The 22,947-nt window shown below is 61.0% G+C and carries 23 protein-coding genes and 1 pseudogene; 6 read left to right on the top strand and 18 right to left on the bottom strand.

All coding sequences use genetic code 11. The annotated features are described in order from the left end of the window. The first annotated feature begins 10 nt into the window (after nucleotides 1-10). Complete coding sequence (locus QMG80_RS18915) at nucleotides 11-670, top strand: adenosylcobinamide amidohydrolase (RefSeq protein WP_245300064.1); 660 nt, start codon at nucleotides 11-13, stop codon at nucleotides 668-670. Then, complete coding sequence (locus tag QMG80_RS18910; RefSeq protein WP_085770574.1) at nucleotides 667-1,197, top strand: cob(I)yrinic acid a,c-diamide adenosyltransferase; 531 nt, start codon at nucleotides 667-669, stop codon at nucleotides 1,195-1,197. The genes QMG80_RS18915 and QMG80_RS18910 overlap by 4 nt, the downstream gene beginning before the upstream one ends. A 60-nt stretch (nucleotides 1,198-1,257) precedes the next feature. On the opposite strand, the gene QMG80_RS21605 is transcribed toward QMG80_RS18910, so the two are convergent. The 3 genes from QMG80_RS21605 to QMG80_RS18900 form a co-directional block, all read right to left on the bottom strand. Further along, on the bottom strand, nucleotides 1,258-1,734 hold the full coding sequence (locus QMG80_RS21605) for a DUF3617 domain-containing protein (protein WP_342586567.1): 477 nt from the start codon (nucleotides 1,732-1,734) through the stop codon (nucleotides 1,258-1,260). Nucleotides 1,735-1,923: 189 nt separating this feature from the next. Then, nucleotides 1,924-2,001, bottom strand: coding sequence for a pyrroloquinoline quinone precursor peptide PqqA (pqqA, locus tag QMG80_RS21765; RefSeq protein ID WP_085773521.1), 78 nt, complete (start codon nucleotides 1,999-2,001; stop codon nucleotides 1,924-1,926). A gap of 188 nt (nucleotides 2,002-2,189) precedes the next feature. Further along, entirely contained in the window at nucleotides 2,190-3,698 is a 1,509-nt protein-coding gene (locus QMG80_RS18900) for a histidine kinase (RefSeq protein ID WP_085773520.1), read from the bottom strand. Between the two features lie 288 nt (nucleotides 3,699-3,986). On the opposite strand from QMG80_RS18900, the gene QMG80_RS18895 reads away from it, so the two are divergent. Further along, nucleotides 3,987-4,619: a response regulator transcription factor gene (locus QMG80_RS18895; RefSeq protein WP_085770571.1), complete on the top strand. Its 633-nt coding sequence runs from the start codon at nucleotides 3,987-3,989 to the stop codon at nucleotides 4,617-4,619. 117 nt (nucleotides 4,620-4,736) lie between these two features. Here the strand turns inward: QMG80_RS18895 and QMG80_RS18890 are convergent, their stop codons facing one another. From QMG80_RS18890 to QMG80_RS18835, 12 genes and pseudogenes are all read right to left on the bottom strand, one after another. Then, complete coding sequence (locus QMG80_RS18890; RefSeq protein WP_158658602.1) at nucleotides 4,737-5,693, bottom strand: YncE family protein; 957 nt, start codon at nucleotides 5,691-5,693, stop codon at nucleotides 4,737-4,739. Nucleotides 5,694-5,696: 3 nt separating this feature from the next. Then, nucleotides 5,697-6,221 carry an SRPBCC family protein gene (locus tag QMG80_RS18885; RefSeq protein ID WP_085770569.1) on the bottom strand — a complete coding sequence of 175 codons (525 nt, stop codon included), beginning with the start codon at nucleotides 6,219-6,221 and terminating at the stop codon, nucleotides 5,697-5,699. After that, nucleotides 6,139-7,227 carry a VWA domain-containing protein gene (locus QMG80_RS18880; RefSeq protein WP_085770568.1) on the bottom strand — a complete coding sequence of 363 codons (1,089 nt, stop codon included), beginning with the start codon at nucleotides 7,225-7,227 and terminating at the stop codon, nucleotides 6,139-6,141. Before QMG80_RS18880 ends, QMG80_RS18885 begins: the two co-directional genes overlap by 83 nt. After that, nucleotides 7,227-7,865: an MxaK protein gene (locus tag QMG80_RS18875; RefSeq protein WP_245300063.1), complete on the bottom strand. Its 639-nt coding sequence runs from the start codon at nucleotides 7,863-7,865 to the stop codon at nucleotides 7,227-7,229. Before QMG80_RS18875 ends, QMG80_RS18880 begins: the two co-directional genes overlap by 1 nt. Beyond that, a complete protein-coding gene (locus QMG80_RS18870) occupies nucleotides 7,862-8,857 on the bottom strand; it encodes a vWA domain-containing protein (protein WP_085770567.1) in 996 nt (331 codons plus the stop codon). The genes QMG80_RS18875 and QMG80_RS18870 overlap by 4 nt, the downstream gene beginning before the upstream one ends. Beyond that, nucleotides 8,854-9,756 carry a hypothetical protein gene (locus QMG80_RS18865; RefSeq protein WP_085770566.1) on the bottom strand — a complete coding sequence of 301 codons (903 nt, stop codon included), beginning with the start codon at nucleotides 9,754-9,756 and terminating at the stop codon, nucleotides 8,854-8,856. The genes QMG80_RS18870 and QMG80_RS18865 overlap by 4 nt, the downstream gene beginning before the upstream one ends. Nucleotides 9,757-9,764: 8 nt before the next feature. Beyond that, nucleotides 9,765-10,610, bottom strand: a complete 846-nt coding sequence (locus tag QMG80_RS18860; protein WP_085770565.1) for a DUF58 domain-containing protein — start codon at nucleotides 10,608-10,610, stop codon at nucleotides 9,765-9,767. Further along, nucleotides 10,607-11,668: an AAA family ATPase gene (locus QMG80_RS18855; protein WP_102938056.1), complete on the bottom strand. Its 1,062-nt coding sequence runs from the start codon at nucleotides 11,666-11,668 to the stop codon at nucleotides 10,607-10,609. The genes QMG80_RS18860 and QMG80_RS18855 overlap by 4 nt, the downstream gene beginning before the upstream one ends. Nucleotides 11,669-11,923: 255 nt before the next feature. Further along, nucleotides 11,924-12,211: pseudogene (locus QMG80_RS18850) on the bottom strand (methanol dehydrogenase [cytochrome c] subunit); the annotation flags it as partial. A 56-nt stretch (nucleotides 12,212-12,267) separates the two neighbouring features. Further along, a complete protein-coding gene (gene moxG, locus QMG80_RS18845; protein ID WP_085770563.1) occupies nucleotides 12,268-12,840 on the bottom strand; it encodes a cytochrome c(L), periplasmic in 573 nt (190 codons plus the stop codon). Between the two features lie 38 nt (nucleotides 12,841-12,878). Continuing rightward, on the bottom strand, nucleotides 12,879-13,790 hold the full coding sequence (gene moxJ, locus QMG80_RS18840) for a methanol oxidation system protein MoxJ (protein ID WP_085770562.1): 912 nt from the start codon (nucleotides 13,788-13,790) through the stop codon (nucleotides 12,879-12,881). Between the two features lie 150 nt (nucleotides 13,791-13,940). After that, nucleotides 13,941-15,812 (bottom strand): methanol/ethanol family PQQ-dependent dehydrogenase, encoded by a 1,872-nt coding sequence (locus QMG80_RS18835; protein ID WP_085773517.1) that lies wholly within the window; start codon nucleotides 15,810-15,812, stop codon nucleotides 13,941-13,943. Between the two features lie 610 nt (nucleotides 15,813-16,422). On the opposite strand from QMG80_RS18835, the gene QMG80_RS18830 reads away from it, so the two are divergent. Next, nucleotides 16,423-17,109, top strand: coding sequence for a trypsin-like serine peptidase (locus QMG80_RS18830; protein ID WP_342586566.1), 687 nt, complete (start codon nucleotides 16,423-16,425; stop codon nucleotides 17,107-17,109). Between the two features lie 136 nt (nucleotides 17,110-17,245). Here the strand turns inward: QMG80_RS18830 and QMG80_RS18825 are convergent, their stop codons facing one another. After that, nucleotides 17,246-18,151, bottom strand: a complete 906-nt coding sequence (locus QMG80_RS18825; protein WP_245300062.1) for a c-type cytochrome — start codon at nucleotides 18,149-18,151, stop codon at nucleotides 17,246-17,248. A gap of 226 nt (nucleotides 18,152-18,377) precedes the next feature. Here QMG80_RS18825 and lanM point away from each other — a divergent pair, with 226 nt between their 5' ends. Both lanM and QMG80_RS18815 read left to right on the top strand, forming a co-directional pair. Beyond that, the gene (lanM, locus tag QMG80_RS18820; RefSeq protein ID WP_245300061.1) at nucleotides 18,378-18,791 is read left to right on the top strand and encodes a lanmodulin LanM; all 414 of its coding nucleotides are present in this window, start codon (nucleotides 18,378-18,380) and stop codon (nucleotides 18,789-18,791) included. A 146-nt stretch (nucleotides 18,792-18,937) separates the two neighbouring features. Further along, complete coding sequence (locus tag QMG80_RS18815) at nucleotides 18,938-19,279, top strand: hypothetical protein (RefSeq protein WP_085770560.1); 342 nt, start codon at nucleotides 18,938-18,940, stop codon at nucleotides 19,277-19,279. 174 nt (nucleotides 19,280-19,453) lie between these two features. Here QMG80_RS18815 and QMG80_RS18810 read toward each other — a convergent pair whose 3' ends face one another. After that, the gene (locus QMG80_RS18810; RefSeq protein ID WP_245300060.1) at nucleotides 19,454-21,949 is read right to left on the bottom strand and encodes a TonB-dependent receptor domain-containing protein; all 2,496 of its coding nucleotides are present in this window, start codon (nucleotides 21,947-21,949) and stop codon (nucleotides 19,454-19,456) included. A 547-nt stretch (nucleotides 21,950-22,496) separates the two neighbouring features. After that, the gene (locus QMG80_RS18805; protein WP_085770559.1) at nucleotides 22,497-22,943 is read right to left on the bottom strand and encodes a cupin domain-containing protein; all 447 of its coding nucleotides are present in this window, start codon (nucleotides 22,941-22,943) and stop codon (nucleotides 22,497-22,499) included. Nucleotides 22,944-22,947 lie beyond the last annotated feature (4 nt).

Genomic DNA, 22,947 nt, shown 5'->3' with positions numbered 1-22,947 from the left:
CGAACCTCCCTTGCTGGTCGTTCGCTTCGACGAGCCGATGCAGACGCTGGGTTGGCCGGTGCTCAAGCCCGGCTTCGCCTCGGCGCGCGAGATCGTCTGGCTGGAGGTCCACGACGGCGATTTGCCGATCCATGTCGATGCCGTCGCCTTCTTGAAGGAGAAGCTCGCAGCGGAGAGCCTCGTTGAGGCTGCCGCTTTCATGACGTCTCGCGACATACGGCGCCATTACGTGAAGCACTGCGGCGTCGGCGCGGTTGCAGCGACATGCGTCGCCACAGTGGGCCTCTCCAATGCGGAGAGAGTGGGCTCGCGACGTGCGAGCAAGTGCCGAGGAGCCTTCGGGACCATCAACACGCTCGTGCATGTGTCCTGTCCGCTCGCGTTGGGCGCCTTCATCGAGGCGGTCTCCATCGCAGCGCAGGCTCGCACCGCTGCCGTCATGGAGACGAGTCCCGTGCAGCAAGTGCGCCCTGTCACCGGCACAGGAACCGACTGCATCATCATCGCCGCTCCGAAGGGCGGCAGGCCTGCAGATTGCGCGGGGCTTCACACCGATATCGGCGAGGCGATCGGCGCCGCCGTCTATGACGCGATCTTCGCGGGCGCGACTCAGTGGTGGGTGGAAGCGACGCCGCACCCGGCAGTTCAGAGGACGCGAGGAGCGCTATGAAGGCAAAGCTTTACACGAGGAAGGGCGACGGCGGAAAAACGAGTCTGTTCTCCGGACGCCGCGCGGAAAAATTCGATCCGCGCGTCGCCGCGGTCGGCGACCTTGACGAATTGTCCGCAAGCATCGGATTGGCGCGCATCGCCTATCCGCCGTCGAACGATCTGCTGCGGTCGATTCAGCGCGCTCTCTACGTCATCAGCGCCATTGTGAGCGCCGAGCTGAGGTCCATCGACGTCAAATTCGACGCGGCCGAAGTCGAAGCCCTGGAGGTCGAGATTGATCGTCTCACCGCAGAACTGCCCGAGCTGAGCGAATTCATCCTTCCCGGCGACGCGGAGCCGAGCTGCCGCCTTCACATGACCCGGGCAGTCGCTCGCCGCGCCGAGCGCGCCGTCGCCGCTCTCGCCGAGCCTGCGCCGCCAAAGAGCGTTCTGGCCTATCTCAATCGGCTAAGCGATCTGCTGTTCGTTATGGGGCGGCAGGCGGATCACACGCAAGGCAAGGAAGATGTGACCCAGCATGCGTAAGCCGCGGGCAGCCGCTTCCCATTCCTGGCGCGCTCGCGCGCCGATCGCGGGGCCGAAAGGTCATTCGGAGCAGTCAGATTGCACGAACTTTGCGTCGATCGTGAAGCCGGAATGGCGTTCTGAGTCTTTCGTCGGCCCTTGCGACGTGATCTTTCCCTGCGCCCGGTACCAAGTGGTGAAGTCTCCGGTGAAAAGCAGGCTGCTGACAATGCGCTGTCCATTCTCCTCGCAGGCGATCGTGACCACCACTTGAGCTCCTGCTGCGATGACCCGCGGGGCGGCGCATGCAGCATCTCTTTCCCCGACGATACTGTCTTCCGGCCGAAGACATGTCACGCTGACGTGAAGGCCTGTGGCGGGAGAGAGGGTCGATATCCTCCATAATCCCGGTCTTCGAATGGGCAAGGAGTCGGAGGGGCTCGAAACAGATTGGGCGGGCGCCGGCGCAGAGATGGCCAGGGCCCCAATCAGCGCGACAATACGCCGGAATCCCAATAGCCGGCTGATCGGGGTTCCGATGACTTTGCTGCTCACCATAGAGCGCGATGCGAAAAAGTGGAAACCGGTTCTTCGCACAAATCGCGCTCTAAGCTTTTAGAATCGATCACGTTTTCTGCGTTCAGGCGTGTCCGCCTGAACGCAGCGTGATCTAACGTCCAGTCCGCGGGCGTCGGATGACGACCGGCCGCTTTCGCACTGCGCCGCGGACTGGCGTTCATAGGCAAATCAGATTTCAGCGGATTCGTAGCTCGTGATCTCCATCCCAACGCAGATTTCGATGATTTCCGGGTGCGTCCAAGTCATGTTTTAGGCTCCTTATAATGGAGGCTTCGCGAAGAGCGCAGCGCTCCGATAAACAGCATCATAGAAGCGCTCCGCTTCTCGCGCATCTTGAATTAGTCTCCGAACGGCTGGGAAAATTTCCCGATTTCTTCGATTGCGGGCGCCGTCTCTGGCTTATTCGAATGCCCGTGCTCGCTTTTGCCGGGTGCTCATGGGTCGACCTCATTGTCTTTTGGCAGCGGCAAAGCGGCGGCGACGCAAGTGCCTCCTTCAGGGCGCTTGCCGATAGAGATCGTGCCTTCCAAGGCCTGCACCCGCTCCCTCATGCCGAGGAGGCCGAGGCTGAGCTTGGGGTGCTCGGAAATGCCGACGCCGTCGTCCTCGATCTCGATCAACAGCGCAGGCGTGTCTTCGGCTTCTTGGTCCGGTAGAGCGCGATGCGAAAAAGTGGAAGTCGGTTTTTCGCGCGAATCGCGCTCTAATTTTGAGTCGATCACGTTATCTGCGTTTGAGCGATTCCGCTCAAACACAGCGTGATCTGGTGATACGGCCGGCATCGAGCCGAACTCGACACGAACCCTGGCCGCGGCGGCATGCGCATGGCGGAATACATTGGTGAGTGACTCCTGCACCACGCGAAAGGCCGTAAGCGCAGTTGGCTCGTCGAGGATCGACAGATCATGAGGACAGGCCAGGGAAAGGGTCACGTCTGATCGACTGACCTGCCACGACTTGATCAGCCCCATGAGCCCCTCACGTAATCCAAATTCTGTCAGTTCCCGGGGCGCAAGCCGGCCGAGCAACGCTCGAAACAGGTTTTGTAGAACTTCGCTGGCCTGGTTCACGCTGTTGCAAGTCTTCTGGATCTTCTCGGCGTCGAGATTCGCGTCAGCCGACAATTCGATGAGAGCGACCACGCCGGCGCGGATGGAAAAGAGACAGGGACCCGCTTCGTCATGGAGGTCGCGAGCAATTTCCTTCCGCTCGTCATCTTGAACGCGGATGAGCCTATCCACCAGGGAGCGATTCTCGGTCTTAACGTGATCCAGCGTTTGAGCCAGCGAATTCAACGCAGCCGAGATGGCTCTGAATTCACTCGCGCCACGCTGTTCAATTCGCACATTGCTTTTGCCCGCCTCCAGATCGGCCAGACCGCGCTTCAAGCCCTCGAACGGCTTCAACGATTGTCGCACGAGCAGCAGCACTGCTCCCATGATCACCGACGTGATGAGGAGGCTCATCAGCGCGAGCCAGGAAACGTCCGACCAGACCTCCTCGAGCTCATCAACCGGATTGGAGACGATAGCGATGCGGCCGTAGTCGATTCCTTTAATGATAACGGGAACGATCAGAGTTCGAGCTGGCGTGTGAACGAGATCGACGAACCAGCCGGGAACCGAGCCTTGGTTTCTTGCGCCCGCGTGTCCGGGAGCCGGAACCCCCGTGTCGCCGCTACTCATGACCTTGACGTCGACATGGCGAAGCTTTCCCAGGCTCTCATAAAACCGATTGAGCGCCGGCAGCGGATCGCTGGTCTCTTGCAGGCTGCCAATGGCGGTGACCACCAGCTCACGCGTCAGATGCACACTGGTTTCGTCCTCGGCGCGGATGCGAGGGCCGGCATGCACGACCAGAACGCACAGGTTGATGGCTAAAGTGACGACCATGACAAGGCCGATGAGCCAACTCAGCTCGGATTTTAGAGACAGGCAGCGCATGAAGATTCGCCTCCTGGAGTATGAGCGCAGAAAGAGCTGCGGAGTGGAAGCCGGAAGGCTTTGGGGCGAAAGACGCGCCTGATGAGGCTTCCTACGGCGCCGCCAAATCGATGCAAGGGGAAGATTCAACGGCTCTATCAGAGCGAGGAGCGGCGCCTTTAGAAGAATCTCGATTTCGCCGCTCATTCTCCAAAATTTCCCGATACAGTCGGGAAAGTACGGCATGATTGACAGCAACGAGCTTCGTTCAACATAGTCTGGTCAAGAATCTTAAACGCGGAAAGGCCAATGCGGATCCTGATCGTCGACGACCATCCTATGGTGATCGCGGGCTGCCGCGCGATGCTCTCCGGGCAGGCGGACATGGAGGTATTAGAGGCGCACAACGCCGAGGAGGCGTTGGAGATGCATGCGTCCCAACTTCCCGACGTCGTCGTGCTCGATTTGAATCTACCGGCCGTTTCCGGCTTTGAGGCGTTGCGCAGGATGCTTAAGCGCCAACCCGGCTCGAAGATCATCATCTTCACAATGAACGAGGACCCGGCCTTCGCCGCGCGATCCATCGAGCAGGGCGCAAGAGGCTACATCACCAAGAACGAGAATCCCAAGGCTTTCATTCAGGCGATTCGCTCGGTCGCAAACGGCGAACGTTATCTCTCCAGCGGCCTGGCTCTCAAGCTCGCTTTCGCCGAGCAGAAAATTGGAAGCAATCCCTTCGAGAGCCTGAGCGGGCGCGAAATCGAGATCCTGCACAACCTCGCCGAGGGGAAAGACATGGTCGAGATCGCGCATCTCCTCAAGGTGTCTTATAAGACCGTGGCGAATAATTGCACACTGCTCAAGGCGAAGCTCGGCGCTCGCTCCCGGGCTGATCTAATCCGCATGGCCGTCGAGAATCGCGCGGCGCGGAGAGGGCGTTAAAATCCGTTAGAGCGTCCCGATCGCGGGGAAACAGCGCTGGTGCGCTTTCAGGCTTGCCATGCTCTCGCGACGAGAGGGCCAGGCAAGCAAGCCCGATGAGCGCGGCGCGCCGACCATTCACCGAGCTTCCCTCGCTCCGGAGAGAATCATGGAGCGCGGACCCTCTCCGAGCCTGACGGTTGCGAGGCGATCACCCGTGGCGAGATCAACGACCGAAATGTCGCCGGAGAACCAATTCGCGACATAGGCCTTACCGCGCCATGTCGCGACCGCCTCGGGATAGCGTCCGACGCCGATGCTCCCGATCAGACGAAGGTGGCTTGGGTCAATGATGGAAACGCGATTGGCATGCTGATTGGTGACGAGAACGCGTCCGCCTTCGCTGTCGATCGCGACGCCATAAGGCGCGCCTCCTACTGCGATCTTTGCTGTAACGACCTGCGTTGCGCCGTCGATCGCCGTGACCTCGCCGCTCCGGACGGAGGCGACGAACAAGCGATTATTGGCGCTGTCGAAGCCCAGAGCGAAAGGTCCTTCTCCAACCTCGATGGTCTTCACAGCGCGCATTGACGCAAGCTCGACGACCGTTACCGATCGGCTTTCGCGGTTGGCGACATAGAGATGCTCCTCCCGCGAGTCCAAAGCGAGGCCAGCCGGCTCACGACCGACCGAAGCTTCCGCGAGCGGCTTTCCAGTTTCCGCGTCGAGCTTGCGCACAACATTGCGTTTCCAATCGCCGACATAGAGAAATCGACCGTCGGCGCTTACGGCGAGCCCGAAAGGAGTCCCCCCGATCTCAAGGCTTTTAGGCGCGTCGAGGCGTGACATCTCGAGTCGAGAAATTCGTCCCGACTCGGGATGAGAAACAAAGAGCAGTTGGTTTTCCAGCGAAGCGGCGATCATTGCAGGCTTGGGCGAGAGGCCAACCCGGCCGCTCACCTCTGCGCGCTCCGTGTCGAAGTGAAGGAGCGCCGCATCGTCCTGACAGACGATGTATAGATCCTCCGCGCTTGCAGCTTGAGCGCCGAAGGCCATCAGGCACAGAACGGCCCAGTCTCGCCAGCGCACGGCCACCGGCTATTTTCCCTCGACTCTCTTCTTCAGTCCTTCCAGCCCCGTGCGAAGAAACCCTGACATGGCGGTTCGCGCCGCGTCATCGTTGAGATTCTCCGGGGGCTCATTGCCGGTGTCGCCGCGGTAGAGCCGTCCATACCAGTGGACCTCGCTGCCGCCGCCCGCCGCCGGCGTGATCGCGAAGGTGGTCGAGTAGGAGCTGATCGGCAGCACGTCGAGATTGGGATCTGACATACGGTAGGAGTATTTGAAGGACGACGGCTCATATTCGTCGAGACCTTCTTTCAGCGCCCCGCCTTTACGAAAAGTGATCTCGCGCTCCGCGCCCACGGCGTCGCCGCCCTTGGCTTTCACGCTCGCGACCTCTGGATGCCAAGTGGCGATGCTGTCGAACTTGCCGGCCACCGCCCATACGACCTTGGGGTCGGCGGCGATGACGATCGACTCATCGACCTTGATGGGCGTCGGGCCATGCGCCAGCGCCGGGGCCGCGAGCAGGGTAGCGATTGCCGCCCAGATGATTCTCATTTCTGTCTCCCATTTTTTGAGGTTTGGCGATTTGAATGCGCCGCGCCCGACTGTCGACGAGCCGTTCGAGCGCGGGAAGGAGAAGGAAAATCGCAATCAGCGCCGTGGCTGCGGTCGCGCCGAGCATGGGACGGAGATCGAGCGCGACCGCCCGGTATTGCGGGGAGGCCGCCTGCTTGAAATCGTGGAGCAGATCCGACGCACCGACGAGATGCGCGTAGGACAGCCCCGTCTTTCCCGCGAGAGATTGGAGATAGGGCTCACGCACAGAAGAAAGATGCTCTTCGCCGACCGTGAGCGCGGCTCCGAATGGCGCGTTGCGAGCGTTGTATCCCTCTCTTTGGTCGGCGCCGGGAGGCGGAAGACCAAAGCGATTGTCGTGAGGAACGTCCTCGACGCCGTAGAAACCGATTTCGCGGCCCTCGTCATTGAATTTCGGGATTGGAGAGAGCTCGTAGCCGCCAGCGCCGACGATCAATCCGCGGACTTCGCCGCTGCGTCCTTCGAACGGCGGCGGACCTGAGAAGGGTAAGGGCGGCGCTTCTTGTCCGTCGCTTACGAAGACGAGGTCCGTATTGAGGTCGCGCGCCATCTCGATGGCGCGAAAGAGACCGGCGGCAATGCGGCTGTCTCCCTCCCACGCCATGCGCCAGTCGAGCGCTTCGATCGTGTGCGTGAGCGGCGCATAATTGTCGCAGACCTCGATCGGTTCGAACAGCAGAAAGGGACGTCGCTCGGTAAAGACGCCGAGCGCAAATCGAGAACCGCAAGGCAGGTCAGCAATGAAATCTCGCAGGACTCCCTTGACGTGCTCGAGCCGGGAGACAGGCTTGCCTCTCGCTGTGTAATCACGCGTGTTCATGCTTCCGGTGATATCGACGATGACCAGCGTGTCGAAGCTCTTCCGCATCGTTTCGGCGGTCGGCGCGATCAGCGCGACGAGCGACAGTGATAGGGCGAGCGCCAGAAGCAGCAAGCGCGGGTCGCGCATGTCCCAGTGGCGCATCAGGGCAGCCCCTTGGGAACGCCGGGCACGTCGGTCCAAAGCTTCTTGGGCTCGGCCTCGAGAACGTCGCCGTTCTCTTGCTCGAACGCCGGATAGTCGCGGATCAGTCGCGCGGCGACATCGAAATTGAACTTGGCGTCCCAATATGACGGCCACAGCTGAAGAGCGCGTCGATACTCGCGCTTGGACAAATTAACAAAAGGCCCCGCTTCATCGAGATCTCCGCGCTCGATCAGTTCGAAAGCCCTGCGTAGGAGAGCGTTGCCGAGCGCATAATGAGCTTTTGCCGCGAGGTCATCCTGCGCCGTTGCATCGAGCGTCACCAGGAGGGGGCGGGCGTTGTCGACATCATCGCGCTTTGCAAGGAACTCGATCCTCGCCAGGAGGAGCTCCGGCGCGGCGTCATTAGCCACAGGCCTGTCATGGCCAGCGTGTAGCGCCGCGATCTCTCTATTCGTCATCTCCATTACGCGCCTGAGCCAAGCCGCGTGGAGCGTAGCCGCGGCGCTGAAAATCGCAGCCAGGACGAGCAGGGTCGATCGTGAGCGTCGCCACCATCGGCCGGCCTCTTGCCATAGGGGGAACCGCTTGCGGTCCTGTGGGGCGCCAAGCTTCGCCGCAGCGTTACGATCGATCATGCGGCGCCTCGGGGACGAAACATGCGGACTTCCGCGAGCTTGGCGAGAAGCAGAATGAGCACAGCTACAGCGGCGATGACGAAGAGTCCCGGGGAAAGGTCTTCGCGCGGCTGAGCTTCAACATAGCGAACGGGATGACGCTCCAGTCGCTCGATCTGTTGGACGGCCGCCCCGATCTGCTCGGCGCCTTCGGCTTCGAAGGCGCGATAGGAGACGCCGAGCGACTTGAAGAAGATATCCAGATGACGCTCGGGCGCCGCCTGCGGCGTATCGGAGCCGGCATCGGGGATTTGGTAAATCCCTGGACTTCCGCTGGTGCGCAGGAAAAGCCAATAGAGATGAATGTTGGCCTTCTTGAAGTCAGCGCGCAGGTCCTCCTGAATGCGTGGGTCGATGACGCCGGCGCCGTCGGAGACGAGAATGATCGCCCGCGAGCTATCCGAAAGCCCGGGTGGAAACATCGACAGCGCCATCGCGAGACCGCGGCCAATATTGGTGTAGTCGAGCCCGGGTCTGTCCACGGCGTCGATGCCCGCCTTGATCGCGGCGCGGCGATCGGTGAGCGGCGTCACCAGCATCGGGGCTGTCGAGAAAGCCGCGATGCCCACGAAATCGTGACGATCGCCCGCAATGAAGTTTTGGAGCAGCCTCTTCGCTGCGGAAGCTTTCGATTCCTCTCCACCGCTGGGGCTGCGTCCCGCGAAAGTCTCGTTCATGCTGCCGCTGCGGTCGATCAGAAAGACGATCTCGGCCCCTTCTCCGACGCGCTCGACGCCGCCGCCGAACTGATGCGGACTTGCGGCAGCGAGAATGAAGGAGGAAATCGCCAAAACGCCGCAGATCTTCAGCGCGGTCGCGATCCAGCGCGAGAGCGGATCGACGGGGCCCTCCATGATCGACGGCGCAATTGCGCCGCGAAACGGCAGTCGAAAAAGCGGGCTGAGAGCCAATGGCGTGAACCACAAGGCCAGCGGATAATCGAAGTCGATCATCGCGACCTCTCTTGCGCGGCGAGCGCCTTGGCGAAACCGACGAGCTCCGCCATGGTGAAGGCGCTCGACGCCTGCTCCGGGTCGAAAAAGAGTCTTTCCGAAGCCTCGAAAAAGCGCTCCGTCGTCGGTTGCACGCTTGCAAACTCCGCGCGGTGACGGAAGAACTCGTCCAGATCGGAGCGCAATAGGCTTTTTCCGCCAACGGCGTTGAAGGCGCGGTGCAGCTCGCAGGCGGCCTTGCGCAATCCTTCCATGCTTTGGTCACGACGCGCGAGGGCCTCGAGACGGCGCACCAAGACTGAAAACTCGCGCGCAGCCCGGCGATGGAAGGGCGGCCACCCATGGTCCCAGGCGACCGCGATGGTGAGCAAGACGGTGAGCGCGGCGAAGAGAGCCGTTAGCCGAAGGCTTTCCTCTTGGTCGACGAACGCCGGACCGGGGTCGGGTCGCAGATAGTCTTCTCCGCGCTCTTTTGGCTCCGGCGCAATCTCACGAAGAGGCGCTACGCCGAAACGCCACGCGGGCACGGTGACCTGGCTTTGCTCTCCCATTAGCTGATAGCTGACCGTGAAAGCGGGAACCTCGATGTTTCTCACGTCCAGCGCTGCATAGAGATTCTGATAGGCTAGGCGTATTCGCCACAATCGCTGATCGCCTTGCTTGAATTCTTCGACAGAGACATCTCGAAGGTCGAGTGAGACCGTCAAGGGAACGGGATCGGGCAGCGACCCACGTATGAGCTCGGCGTTCGACGGCCCTCGGATGTCGACGACAGTCTTCACGAGGTCGCCGACGAAATAGCCGAAGGAGCGTTCCGACCTGATTTCGATCGCAAACTCGTTCGCCCTCGCCGACGGCGAGAAGACAATCCAGACAAGAAGAAGGATCGAGAGGCGCATTCGCGAGCTCACGCGGCCATGAGCTGAAGGCTGAGAACCTCCGGGTCGAAACTGTCGCGCATAAAAATGGGAGCGCGGCAACGATCCGCCGCAAGCTGCGTCAAGAACGCTTGTCGCCCTTTCTCCTGTTCGATCCAGCGTGCGCGGAGGCTAGGACGCATGGCCCATAGCCTTCTGGCGCCGCTTTCGGAATCGATAAGCTCTAGCAGACCCCAGGCAGGCGGCGATTCTTCCGCCGAATCGAGAATGACAAGCGGGGATGCGTCATGGAGGGCGAAGGCGTCGAAGACGCGTTCGAGAAGGCGCCGCGGCCATCTGAAATCCGAGATCAGAAACACAAGCTTGCGGGTGACGCCCAGCGCCTTCGCAGCGGCCAGGAACCCTTCAGCGTTTCTGCCGTCGGGTCGCTCCTCTCGAAGTCGCCAGGCGGCGCGGAGCGCAAGGCTTCTCGACCGTGTTGGAGGAAGCAGCATATTGTTCCTGACGCGCTCGTCGCAGCTGATCAGACCGAAGCGGTCTCCAATCTTCGTCGCGGAATAAGCAAGAGACTCGACTGTACGACAGGCGAGCGCGAAGCTGTCGCCGGCTCCCGTAAATCCCATGGAAGCCGACGCATCGACGATCGCGACGACGTCGATGGATTGTCGTTGCTCGAAGCGTCTGACGTAGACTTGCTCGAATGGATCGCGCAAGCTGGCCCTGATGTCGATACGTCGGGCGTCGGGATAGCGCAGGAACGGAGCCTGGTCGCGAAACACGCCGAAGCCGCCGACCTCGGTGGAAGCGTGCGGCCCCAGATGATTCGAACGAAATCGACCGCGCGGGTGATAGAGGATTTCGCGGGGAGCGTTCATGGCGCAGGTGTCGCCTCGAAGGCCGCGAGACAGAGCCTCTTCACGGGATCGTCGCCACGAAGTGCGTGGATCGGATCAACGAAGATCCGATGCGCGACCACTTCGAGAAAGACCGCGCGGACGTCGTCCGGCGTGAGGTAGCAGCGTCCTTCGAGCCACGCCCTCACCCGCGCCGCGCGGATCAGATAGGCCAGCCCGCGCGGACTCGCGCCGCCTCTGACCAGATGGGCGACGTCGAGGTCGGCCAGCGATATGCCGGCCGAGGCCGGGTCCACCAGCGCTTGCCAAAGCCTCACCACATAGTCCTTAAGCGCGTCGCTTGCGGAGACGCTCTCTTGAAGGATTTGCGAGATCATGGGGATCTCGCGAAAATCGATCGTTCCCGGGCGAACCTGCTCGATCAGCGCATCCACGTCCTGAAATTTCGGATCGAAGATGAGCTGCTTGCGGATGGCCGGGTCCTTTGGCGCGGCGATCGTGATCTCCATCAGGAAACGATCGCGCGCGGCGGCCGGCAACTCGAAGGTCTCTTCTCGCTCGATCATGTTGCGATCGGCGAAGACCTGAAGATAGGGAAACCAATATTCTCGATTGAAGGCGGAGAGCGTTCTCTCGGCCATGAGGCGCAACAGAAGCGAATGCACCTGGGGGCGAGCCCGGTTGATCTCATTGAAAAAGAAAACGGATAAGCGATCAGAGCAATCGAGCACGGCAGTCGGCTCGACGCGCGGTCGGCCGTCCTCCGCAAGATAGGTGTGATAGATGATGTCGGTCGGCATCATGTCGACCGTGCCCTCGAGGCGGTTGAACTCGCCGCCGAGCGCGCGCGAGGCCGCACGCAGGAGTGTCGTTTTTCCTACGCCGACATCGCCTTCGAGCAGCACGTGCCCTCGGGCAAAAACGGAAATGGTGAGAAGGCGGATGGCCTGAGCCTGTCCAACGACCGCTTTCGCGATCTCCTGCTCAAAGGCGAGCGCCTGCTCTCGCCACTCCGCGAGGGCGGCGTCGCGGTTTCGGGGGTCGATCAATTCGCACCTGCGCGGAGGAGTCTGGAGCATGTCAAGGAAAAGCGCGCCAGGTCAAATAGTTAGAGCATGGCATGATCGGAAAACCGCTTCGCACATTTCCGTGACATGCTCTAAGCGGCCGCGATCTTGGGTTGCGGAGGGATGAGCTCATGGCGTGAACATCATTCCCGACCGCGGCCGCGCATTTCGTCAAATCGGCTACTTTGTCGGCGACGTCCATCCAGCGGGAGTGGAGCTGCTGGAAGCTTCACTTGAAGGCTTGGGAGCTGGCTCAGCGACGTCGGCAGGAATCTTATCGACCTCATAGATCCATTTGCCGGTCTTCTTAAAATTGGCGACGCGTTTCCTGTTGCGCTCCTCCATGGCCTGGATCGACGTCTGCTGTTTAGCGAGCTCTTTGGGATCGTGCTTGGGGTCGTATTTCGAGCCTTCGATCTTTGCGGGGAAGCCCGGTTTCGGCTCCCAGCAGTTGCCTGGCGCTTTGCAGTTGGTGCCATCGTAAGCGAGCGCGGAAGCCGTCGGCGCGCCGATCAGCGCGGCGAGCACGAGGAGACCGATTGTGCTGTTCTTCATGCTTGTTCCTCCCATTTCCTGGTTAGGTGTAGTTGCAGGCGAGCGTCGAACTCAGTCTATTTCCCCGCGCAGAGGCCGGGCGAGTTATCGGGGAAGGTTTCGTCGTGCTTGTAAGGCTTGTAGGCCGTCTTTTGCGCCTCGGTCAGCCAGGTCGCGTGTTTCACGTCATCCTTGTAGAGATGACGCACCCAGGCCATGACCAAAAGCATCTCGTCGAGCTTCAGATTCTGATATTGCGGTCCCATCGACGCCTTGGCGCCGCCGAAGATCGTCGAGAACAGGCCGACGTCCGTCTCATTCTCGGGATAGGTCCAGTAGTCGTCGTTGAGCCCCGGTCCGATCTTGCCTTCGCCGAGGTGACCGTGACAGCCTGAGCAGGCGGAAAGGAAGATCTGCTCGCCCTTCTTCAGGCAGCTCGGATCTTCATTGTAGGGGTTGGCGCCGGTCTGCATGAACTTCTTCACGCCATCCGTATCGCGACCTTCCGGCAGGGCGTCATCGAAGTTCAGAGTTTCGCCGGTGACGGTGTTGTGAAATGTAACTCCTGAAGTCTGCGCATAAGCGGCGCACACTAAGATGGCGGTTAAGCCGGCGAGGCCAGAGACCAGAGGCCTGATGCTTTTCTTCACGACAGTTTCTTTCTGCTTAAAGCGGTTCGTCGATTGCGTCAGTTGGCGACCGGCAAGAGCGGCACGCCGTCTGCTTGCAGAATCGCGTCGATTTTCGGCTTGGCTCTGGTCAGCGCCGTGTTGACCTGCTGCAGCAAGGAGGCGTCCTCCCGCCTCACGCCGACCGATTGATCGAAGCGTTGCGCAACTTTCTCGCCGCTCGACTTGACGGCGTCATCCTCGATGAGAGTCATTCGCAGCGGGGTCGGCGACGACTTCACATAGCGGGCGACATCGGGCGCGAAACCCACGGCCGCTCCAGCCGAGCCAGAGGCCACCTCGGAGACCAGGCGCGAGGGCTCAATCTGCGTGTATTCGTTCCGTGCAGAGCGGAAATTCACCAGCGAATAGAGATAGGCCATGTCCTCTTCATAGAGGCCCTTGTCCTTCAACAAGACCTCGGCGGGCGATCCGAAGGGAACAACGACGTGTCCAAGATGCGCGATGCGCGGATCGGACCAGGACTTCATGTCGAGATCGCTGTCGGCGCGCGTGATGAAGACGTAGCCAGATCGATAATAGGGCATTGAGGTCGCAACGCGCGGGTCGCCCGTGTCCAAGCCGATGACGACGTCGCAGAGCTTTTTGTCGAGGTAATCCCGAACGATGTAGATCGCCGGACGATCGCTCCAAACGAATTGCGGCTTGAGCGCCATGGCCTCGGCGAGCGCTGCGCCGATCTTGTTCTCGAGGCCGGAGCCGTCCTCCAGAGACAGCGGCGGCTGCTTCCTTGCCGCGCAAATTCGCAATGACTTCGAGTCGCTCGCTTGTCGAGCATTGGCCGGCGCTTCGGACTCAGCGCCCTGAGGCTCCGAAGGAAGACCGAGGGAGGCGGTGAAAGCAACGGCGCTCCAAGAAGCGGCGATCGCGGCGATGGTGATCCCAGCCGGGATTTTGAGGCTACGCAGCATGGATGACCTTCTGAAGTTCTGTTCGGCGAGCGCTGACGCGAGGGGCTTGCCGGCCCGGACAGGCATGTCGCCTATCTGGGCCGGCGAAGGAGTCGCCGCGTCGGGGAGGGGTCTTGTGAGGCGGCGACTGTATCGAGCCAGCCGAGCGCGTCAGTTTGGCTTGTACTCGCCCAGGTTCAGATCGTCGTAGGGACCCTGACCGTTGAGAGAGAACACCATCACGCCGCCGCCCATTTGCGTGTAATTGGCGAGCTGCTTGAAGGCGCCGACGGCTCCGAGTCCGGCGGTCGGATCCTGGAGGTCAAACACGAGACCCACTCCCGGCCATCCGCCGACGCCATACAGGATCGCCACATATTCGACGCCCTTGTGCTGAAAGACGATCGGATGGCCGATCACGCCGGACGGCAGCTTGAATTTCCACAAGAGCTCGCCGCTGTCGCTGTTGCGGGCCTTGATGAAGCCGTCGAGCGTTCCGTAGAACACCACATTGCCGGCGGTGGCGGCGGTGCCGCCCCAAACGGCGAAGCGCTCCATCTTCTCCCATTTGAACTGGCCGGTGATGGCGTTGTAGGCCTTGATCTGGCCGAGACCTTCACCCTTCTGACGATCGCCCTTTGGACCCGGATACATGTTCAGCGTCGCGCCGACGAAGAACTGACCCGCGCGATAGGGCAGCATGAAGGGCTCCCAATCCATGCAGATGTGGTTCGCGCCGAGGAAGAACAGCTCCTTCGTGGGATCGTATGAGTCGAGCCCTTGATTGTGATAGCCCATCGCCGACGGGCAGATGTCCTTGCCCAGATGGTCCATTCGAGTGCCATATTCGGGATCGCGCACCGGCAGGCCGGACTTGATGTCGACCTTCTTGAACACATTGACCGTGTCGTCGATCTTGTCCGCGGAGACCAGCGTTCCATCGGTGCGGTCGAGGGTATAAATAATGCCGTTGCGATCAGGATGCGTCAGCAGCTTGCGCAGCTTGCCGTCCTTGTCCTTCTGCTCGGAAAGCATCATGAAATTGATGCCGGCGAAGTCCCACTCGTCGTGCGGAGTCTTTTGGTAGCCGAACTTTGCCGCGCCGGTCTCGAGGTCGCGACCCCAGATGGTCATGGTCCATTTATTGTCGCCGGGACGCATCGTCTCGTTCCACGGCGCTGGATTGCCGCTGCCGTAGTAGACGAGATTCGTGTCCGGGTCATAGGCGAACCAGCCCCAGTTGGTGCCGCCGCCGATCTTCCAGGCGTCGCCTTCCCAGGTGGAGGTTCCCAGGCCTCTCTGTCCGTAGTGCGGATTGGCCTTGTTAAAGTCGTCGCCGATGAGAACGTCGGAGTCCGGTCCCGTCGCGTAAGCGCGCCACTTCTGCTCGCCGGTGCGGACGTCATAGGCTGTCATATAGCCACGAACGCCAAGCTCGGCGCCCGAGCTGCCGACCAGGACGACATCCTTGAACACATGCGGGGCGACGGTCAGCGTCGAGCCGACCTTGTAGTCGGAGTTTTCGACCTTCCAGTAAAGCTTGCCGGTTTCGGCGTTCAGCGCGACGACGTTTCCGTCGAGCAGAGTCTTGATGATGAGCGACGGCGTCTTGTCGTCTCCGGCCCAATAGGCCAAGCCTCGGTTCACGATATCGCAACAGGCGACAGCGCGCGCGGCGGCGTTCTGCTTCGGCTTGTCCTGCCAGAGAATGCGAGTCGGATCGTCGAGGCTCAGCGCAAAGGTGTTGTTGGGGAATGATGTATGAATAAACATTTTGCCGTCGACGACGAGCGGAGCGCCTTCATGACCGCTGAGCAGGCCGGTGGAGAAGGACCAGCTGACCTTCAGATTCTTGACATTGCCGGCATTGATCTGCGTCAGCGTGCTATAATGATTTGCGCTGTAGTTCTTGCCTTGCATCGCCCAGTTGTCTTCGCTTTTGGCCAGGGCCTCGAGCTTATCTTCAGCCCGGGCCGGGGATATCGCGAGTGGCGCGGCTAGGCAGAGACACAACAACGAAACGGAATTCACCAGCTTTCTCATGGACGAGTCCTCCTGCGACGAGCGCGCGCGCCTTTGCGGCAGTTGTTGCGAACGCCCCGTCGCCCCTGAAAGCGATGGCATTGTGCCGTCGAGCGGCAAGCCACCTTGTTTTTGATGGTCGGCTCTCCAGCGCAGCACTTGTGCGGCTCTTCAGGAGAAAAGCGATCCGAGTTCATATATGTTGGTCGATCAATCGGTGTCTTCATGATTTATCGGTAAGTTGCGCCGGGAAACTCAGGCAATTCCGGGAAAAGCATTCCCGGAAACGATGAATGCGGGAAGACAAACGGAAGCTTCCGATTGCGCTTGCACGTCGGTCTGCTCGCAAGAATCGCCGAGGCGACGCATGGAGCATCCGCGTTGATGGAGGTCGGCGAGCCTCTGGCAAAATCCGGGAAGGGAGTACAAGATTGGAAGAATGCTCAAGCTAGATCCTCGCAGCTTCGCCTTTGAAAGCCAGAATGACGGTCATCGGCTACCTCGCGCCGGCTTGGGAATTGCCCTTGCGCTTTTTGCGGCAATTGGTGTCGCCGCGACTATTGGCGCATTTTGCGCCCCATTCTCCGCCGTGGTGAAAGCCGCTCTTTATCCGCGCGATGGGCGAAAGCCGATGCAGAAAACCGACGAGGAGAGATATCGCGGCGCCGGTGTGCTCATGTGCTTCACGGACATGGGGACTTTGGAGCGTGCGGCGGCGGCTTGGTTGATTGGCGCTCGCCAGCTTGTGGTGCTGAACGCACATAATTTCGTGGATCGCTCCTTGCTGCCCAGTCATCCCGTCGAGAACTGTTTCTTTCGGATTAGGGGTGTGGATCGCTATTTCGATCCGGGCAGCCTCAAGCTCGGCGTGGACGGGAATTCAAAGTCGTTGCACATTACGGACGATTGGGCGCTGCTGCGCCTCACTGAGCCTGTTCCGGACGATATCGAGCCGCAACCGACGCCGGACGCATCCTTCATCGCGACGGGAACGAATATGAAGGTCGTCATGGTGTCTCCAGCGGGCCATTCGAACTCGCGTTTGGAGGCGTCGTTGGAAGAGTGCTCAATCCAAACTGTCGACGCGCCGAGTGAAGCGCGCATTAGACGCGTGCGTCACGATTGCAACGACGGCTATGGCGGATCAGGTTCTGGTCTCTTCACCGAGGATGGCCGGCTGATCGCGATGCACAGCGCCTCGCTCGAGATGAACGCCAAACGGCCGTTCGACATCGAGACGCATTATGGCTCGGCCTTGCTCTTCGAAGGCGCGCTCGTTGAGGCGATAAAGCAAGAAGCCGCCTTCCCTTCGCATTAGAGCGCGTCATGCTCTAGCGCGCTTCCCGCTCGAACGGAATCGTTCGAGCGATAAAGAATCGCGCTAAATCAAAAGGTTGGAGCATGTCTTGACCAGCAAACCGCTTCGCACTTTTCCGTGTCATGCTCTAGCCGCTTCACTCTTTGGGCGGCGTTGTGCGCAGCCAGGCGATCAGCGCCTCGATATCCCTCTCCGCCATCTTGGAGAAATGCGCCTTGGAGAGATTGGCCATCGTCGGCGCGAGCGGCTTGCCATCGCGACCTGTGCCCTCGATTATCGCGCGCTTCAGCTCCTGGTCCGTCCACGCGCCGACCCCTTTCGTCGGATGGGAGGTGATGTTCGACGCCACCGTGGCGCCGGCAGGCGTGCGGAAAATCCGCCCTCCCTGTCCCAGGCGCCTTTCCGGGTCCGGCGCGCCATCCGTCTCTCCGCTGTGACAACTCATGCATCGGGCGAGCGAAGCGACGTAAAGACCCTGTTGAAGCGGATCCGCAAGTCCGGCGTCGGAGAGGGGAGTCTCCGCGCCGGGAATGGCTCGCCGCGGCTCAAGCGCTCCGTGTCGCTCCTGTGGAGGCGCGTCCGATTTAATAGGGCGCTTCGCGCGTAGGAAGGCGACGACGGCGTTGAGATCGTTGGGGGTTAGCGCCCGATAGGACTCCGAGGGCATGACGGGCGCCAGCCGACCCTTTGGGCTGACGCCGCTCACGATCGCCGCTTTAAGCTCGGCGTCGGACCATGGCCCGACTCCGCTCTCCAGATCGGGCGAGATATTCGATCCCCGCACGGAGTAGTCTTTGTCGGTAAAGACCTGGGATCCCCCGGAGAACCTTCGGGAGTAGTCATATCCCTCGGTCGAGCGCGGGGTGTGACAATTGTCGCACGCCATGAGCGCTTCGACGAGGTATTGCCCGCGATCGAGAAGGGAGGCCGAATGGGCGACGTCGCAAAGCAGCAACCAGTAGAGCGCGCTTAGGCGCCGCAGTCGAGGGCGTTTCCTTCCGTGATGGGGGAGATTGTCAAAGCGTTGCTGGTCGGCGGTCAAGCTGTTGCTCTCCGGACTTCCGCTCGCGTGAAGGCGGATGCGGGAATGCGTTTATGGCAAAGGCCGCAGCCCGAGTCGCCTCCATATACTCCCGCTAGCGTTGGGAAAATTTTCCGCTATTTAGAGAGAGCTGCTCAATGGCTGTGGAATGCCCAGTCTGCTCGAGCGAATTCACGGCGTTTTAATTCGAGCCGAGCACGTCCCTGGCGTAAGAAGGAGAAGAGAGATGGCGCTCGGCAAAATGTTTGCGACCGGTCTGGTCGCCACAGGGTTCTTCATTGGCGGAGCGTTTATCGCGTCCGCCCCGGCGCGCGCCGAACGGTCGGCGGTCAAAGCGCTCGACACGGATAATGATGGGACCTTGGACCTGGATGAGGTGACCAAGGCGGCGCAGACCGTCTTCGATCGCCTGCAGAAGGATCAGGACGACACGCTCGACCCAAAGGAAATCGGCTCGCGTCTTAGCACCAAGGAGTTCGCCGCCGCCGATCCTGACAATGACAAAACTCTCTCGAAAGAAGAGTATGTCGCGGTTGCAATGAAGCTCTTCAAGGAAGCGGATACGGAGAACGACGGCACGCTTGACGCCAAGGAGCTGAATTCGAAGGCCGGGCGCGAGCTTCTGCGTTTGATCCACTAAGCGGCGCGATAATCTTTTGTGACCAGGCTCTGCTGACGTCCGTCGGCAGCAGAGCTAAGACGAGTCGGAGTCTTCGAAGGCGCCTGCGGCAGAGCGCTTGGCCGAAGCGGAGCGCTCTCGAAGCAATTGGGATGCGGAGTTAGCAAATGAGGGCGCGCATTGGCGGACTGGCGTTCTTGCTCGCAACGAGCGTCGCTGCTGCAGCCGAAAAGCCCGCACGCTTCTGGAATTTGACGAGCGAGACCGTGACCTCCTTGCGACTGGCGCCGACTGGAACGAAGGACTTCGGGGCGGATTTGACCAAGGGCGATTCCGATGGCGCGGTCGATCACGACGAGCGCCTGGCGATCAAGAGTCTCGCGCCAGGAACTTATGACGCCTCGATCGGCTTCAAGGGCGGTCGCGCCTGCAATGTGATGGGACTGAAGATCGAGGCGGCGTCCGTCTTCTCGATCGAGGAGAAGGATCTCGTTTCCTGCAGCCCATGAACCGGCGAAAGCGCGGCGCGCCGCGCTCCCAGCCTTAGAGCGCGATGCGAAACACTGGAACCGGTCTTTCGCGCGAATCGCGCTCAAAACTCTTAGAATCGATCACCTTTTCTGAGTTCAGGCGATTCCGCCTGAACTCAGCGTGATCTAGACCGCCTCCCTCCTCAAACCGTTTCAGAACGTCATCTTTGCGCCGGCGTAAAAACCGGTCGGCGCTGTGATCGAGACCTGGCGCGGATCGGAGAAGGAGAGAAAGGGGATCTGCGTCGTGTTGAAGAAGGTTCCAAAGCTTCGCCCGCGCGCGCCGCCGACATTGTCGATCAGGCCATAGACCTGAAAGTTCTTCGTCAGCTGATAGGAACTGCGTAGATTGACGGTCGCGTAGGAAGGCAGCGTGCCGAAGGCGTTGATCTCGTCGCCGCGCACCCAATTGCCGGCCGTATAGACGACGTCCATGCCGACCTTCCATTCCTTGGTGAGCGCATAGTCGAAACCGCCCTTCAGCCGGTGCTTCGGGATCGATGTCATATGCGAGCCGGGCATGACCAGGATCGACGAGGCGGAGAGGCCCGTGGCCGTATTATAGGCCACGACCAAGGGATTGTTCGGCGAGCCAAGCTCGAGCATCGAGCGGAAGGTCGCGTCCGTCAGCGCGTAATTCACATAGGCCGAGAGCTTTTCGTCCGTGTAGCGGACTTGTGTCTCTATGCCCTGACGTTGCGTGACGCCGGCATTGGTGAAATAGCCCTGACCCGTAACCTGGCTCGGCACGCTCAATATGTCGTTGAAGCTCGTCGTGCGGTAGACGCCTGCCGACCAGTCGACGCGTCCGGGGAGAAGCGCGCCGGCTTCGGCCGGGAGGTAAGAGGCCGGGTGAAACCCTCCGCGCAGACCGGTTTCGATCGAATGGGCGACGACTTGGGAGAGATGCGGATCGGAGACGAGGAAATTGTCGATGAGGCAGGGGTGGTTCGGATCGGCGCAGCCGAGCTCGAGCGGCGTCGGCGCGCGGTTCGACTCTGAATAGCTGGCGTAGGCCGCGACTTCCTGCGTGATTTTGTAGGTCGCGCCGACGACCGGATTGAGATGGTCGTAGCTCGACGAGCCGTTGAGCTGCGTGCTGTAAAGGTCGTAAAGCGAGATCGTCGCCAGATTGTAGCGCGCGCCGGCCGTGAAGGTGAGCTTGTCGGTCGCCTCGAATGTGTCGAGCGCATAGACGCCGAGATAGGTGTTGGCGGCGTTGAGCTTTACGGGGCTCACGTCGCCTGCCGGATCTAAATTGATGACCCCCAGCCCCGGCACGCTCAAATCATAAGGATTCAGCAGGCCCAACTCCTCGCTGGCGGCGAAATGGGTCCAGCCGTGCTCGAGGTTGACGCCGAAGACGATCTTGTTGGGCAACTCGCTGAAGCCGAGCTTGTCCGTGTTCTCGATCTGCACGGTCCCGCCCACCGTGCGCGAGGTCGTCCAGGTGCGGTCGATGGCGGCGAGCGCCGCGTTCGGCCCGAAGAAGTCGGGCATGTAGGTCGAATTGCCGTTGTTGTCGCAGAGCGTCGGGCCGCCGCAAGATGCGAAGTCGGTCGTGTTGCCGTCGACATGCGCCTGGTCGAAGGCGCGATAATGCGCGTCGGCGAGGATCTTCCAGTTCTGCTGCGGCGTGAAGACGCCGTTCAGGTCGAACTGCGAGAGCGTGTTCTTCGTCGTCTGCGGAGTCGTATAGACTGCATCCGTGGCGTTATTTACGAGATCATTGGGCGCCGAGGCTGAGACGCCGAACTTGTTGGCGGCGATATTCGTCGATAGGTGGATTTCGGCTTGATCGCCGCGCCAGCCGAGATCGCCATAGAGCCGGTGGATCTGGGAGCCTGAGAATTTGCGATAGCCTTTGTCGCCAGCGGCCTCGATCGCGACATAGGCGGCGACGCCGTCCTGCTCGACGCCGGCTTGCATCGCGCCCTGGCGCCGGCCGAAGCTGCCGCCGCGGCCGTCGAGCTCGAAGCCGTGATAGGTGAAGCCGTTCTTCATATCCATCACGACGGCGCCGCCGATCGCATTGAGGCCGAAGAGCGGATTGCCGGTGACGATGGCGGTGCGATCGATCGCGACGGTCGGAATCAGATCCCAATTGACCGTGTCGCCCCAGGCCTCGTTGATGCGGATGCCGTTCATATAGACGGCGAGGCCTTGGGGCGTGCCGCTGACCGGCGAAGCGGCGAAGCCGCGGAAATCGACCTGAGGCGAGAAGGGATTGCCTTGCACGTCCTCGATAATCACGTTTGTCGCGGCGCGCTCCAACGCCTTCGCCACATCGAATTGGTGCGTCTGCTCGATTTCCTTCGCGCTGGTGATGTTGATGGCCGCAGGCGTCGTCGCCGCGACGAACGGAGCCGGGGAGGCGGCCGAGGTCTGCTGCGCCGAGGGGGACTGAGCCGGCGTCGGCGCGGGCGCCCTCGCGACGGCGCGCCGAGTGACGGGAGCTGTCGGAGATGCGGCGGCCGCCGGATGCGGCGTGGAGACGACCGGCTGCGCCGCCGGCGCCGGCCTCGGGTGCGCTCTCAGCGGCGAGGAGACGTTGATGTCGGGCAGCGCGGTCTGAGCCTGAGCCGCCTGGGTTAGCGCGCCGGCCAAGGTTGCCAGGGATATCGAGGCGAGACGGCTCATCGGGCGCATGCGTTTCTCCGTTACCCTCCGCGTCACCGAAGCGGACAGGGCGCCCGTTTTTCTACTCAAGAATTCTCATTTGTCTTCTTCATCTAATCCCGCCTCTACGGGACGAAAAGAAGCTGAAAAAGGAGTAATTCCCGCAAAAATCGGGAAAAAGTCCCGATGGAAACGCCGGGGCTGTGCAGCCCTCGGTGCAGAGCCGGCGTTGGAGTCCTAGCCGATGTGCGGACGTAACATAGTAAATTCAACATATTATAGAGGGATCTGGGTTTGAGGCGCGCGCCCGGCCACAGATTGTTTCAACGAGGCGGCGGCGCATTCTCCTCCTGACGCCGCGAGGCGCAAATCACTGCAATTCGGTCTAGATCTCCCTCTCGCTCAATGACGATTTCTTATCATATGTGGCATTTGCGCCACAGTGGCAAAGCAGTTCTCGAAAGGCCGCAGAGAAACGCGCGATGAGCGAGATCGCGCGCAAATGTTTCCGATCGGCCAGCCTGATCGAAAAGAGAGCCATAGGCGTGGCCGCCCCCGAACAAGCCGTCGACTAGCGTCATGGCGGCTCTCTTTGCACATCAGGCCTGGTGAGATCATTGTCGTCGCTGTCTAGGACGAAGATCGCGAGCAGCTTAGCCGGCTTGGTCTTGCTCGCATTCTCGCTGACGCCGTGGACGTCGCCGGGATTCTCGGTCCAATGTTCCCCAGCCCTAAAGATGCGCGGAGGCTCGCCATTCACGGAGCTACGAACCTCGCCTTCCAGGACATAGGCGAGAATAAAGGCGGAGCTTGCATGCCGGTGGGGGGCGGAGGCGCCGCCAGGGCCATAATTGACGATCACGGTCTTCAGCGACTTGCCGGGGATATTCGGGATCAGCCCGGCAAAGTCTGGCTTCGCGTCGACGGCCGCGTCGTGCTCGGCGGCATGATCTCCCGCGTGGGGAGCGCCGGTGGCCGCCAGCGTCAACGCCGCCGCTGTCGCGATCAAGAGTCGGCTCTTCAAGTGC

Origin of the sequence: Methylocystis bryophila (assembly GCF_027925445.1) — a bacterium.
Taxonomy (GTDB): domain Bacteria; phylum Pseudomonadota; class Alphaproteobacteria; order Rhizobiales; family Beijerinckiaceae; genus Methylocystis; species Methylocystis bryophila.
Note: the sequence above shows the minus strand (reverse complement) of the source record. Positions and strands in the feature narration are given on the sequence as shown.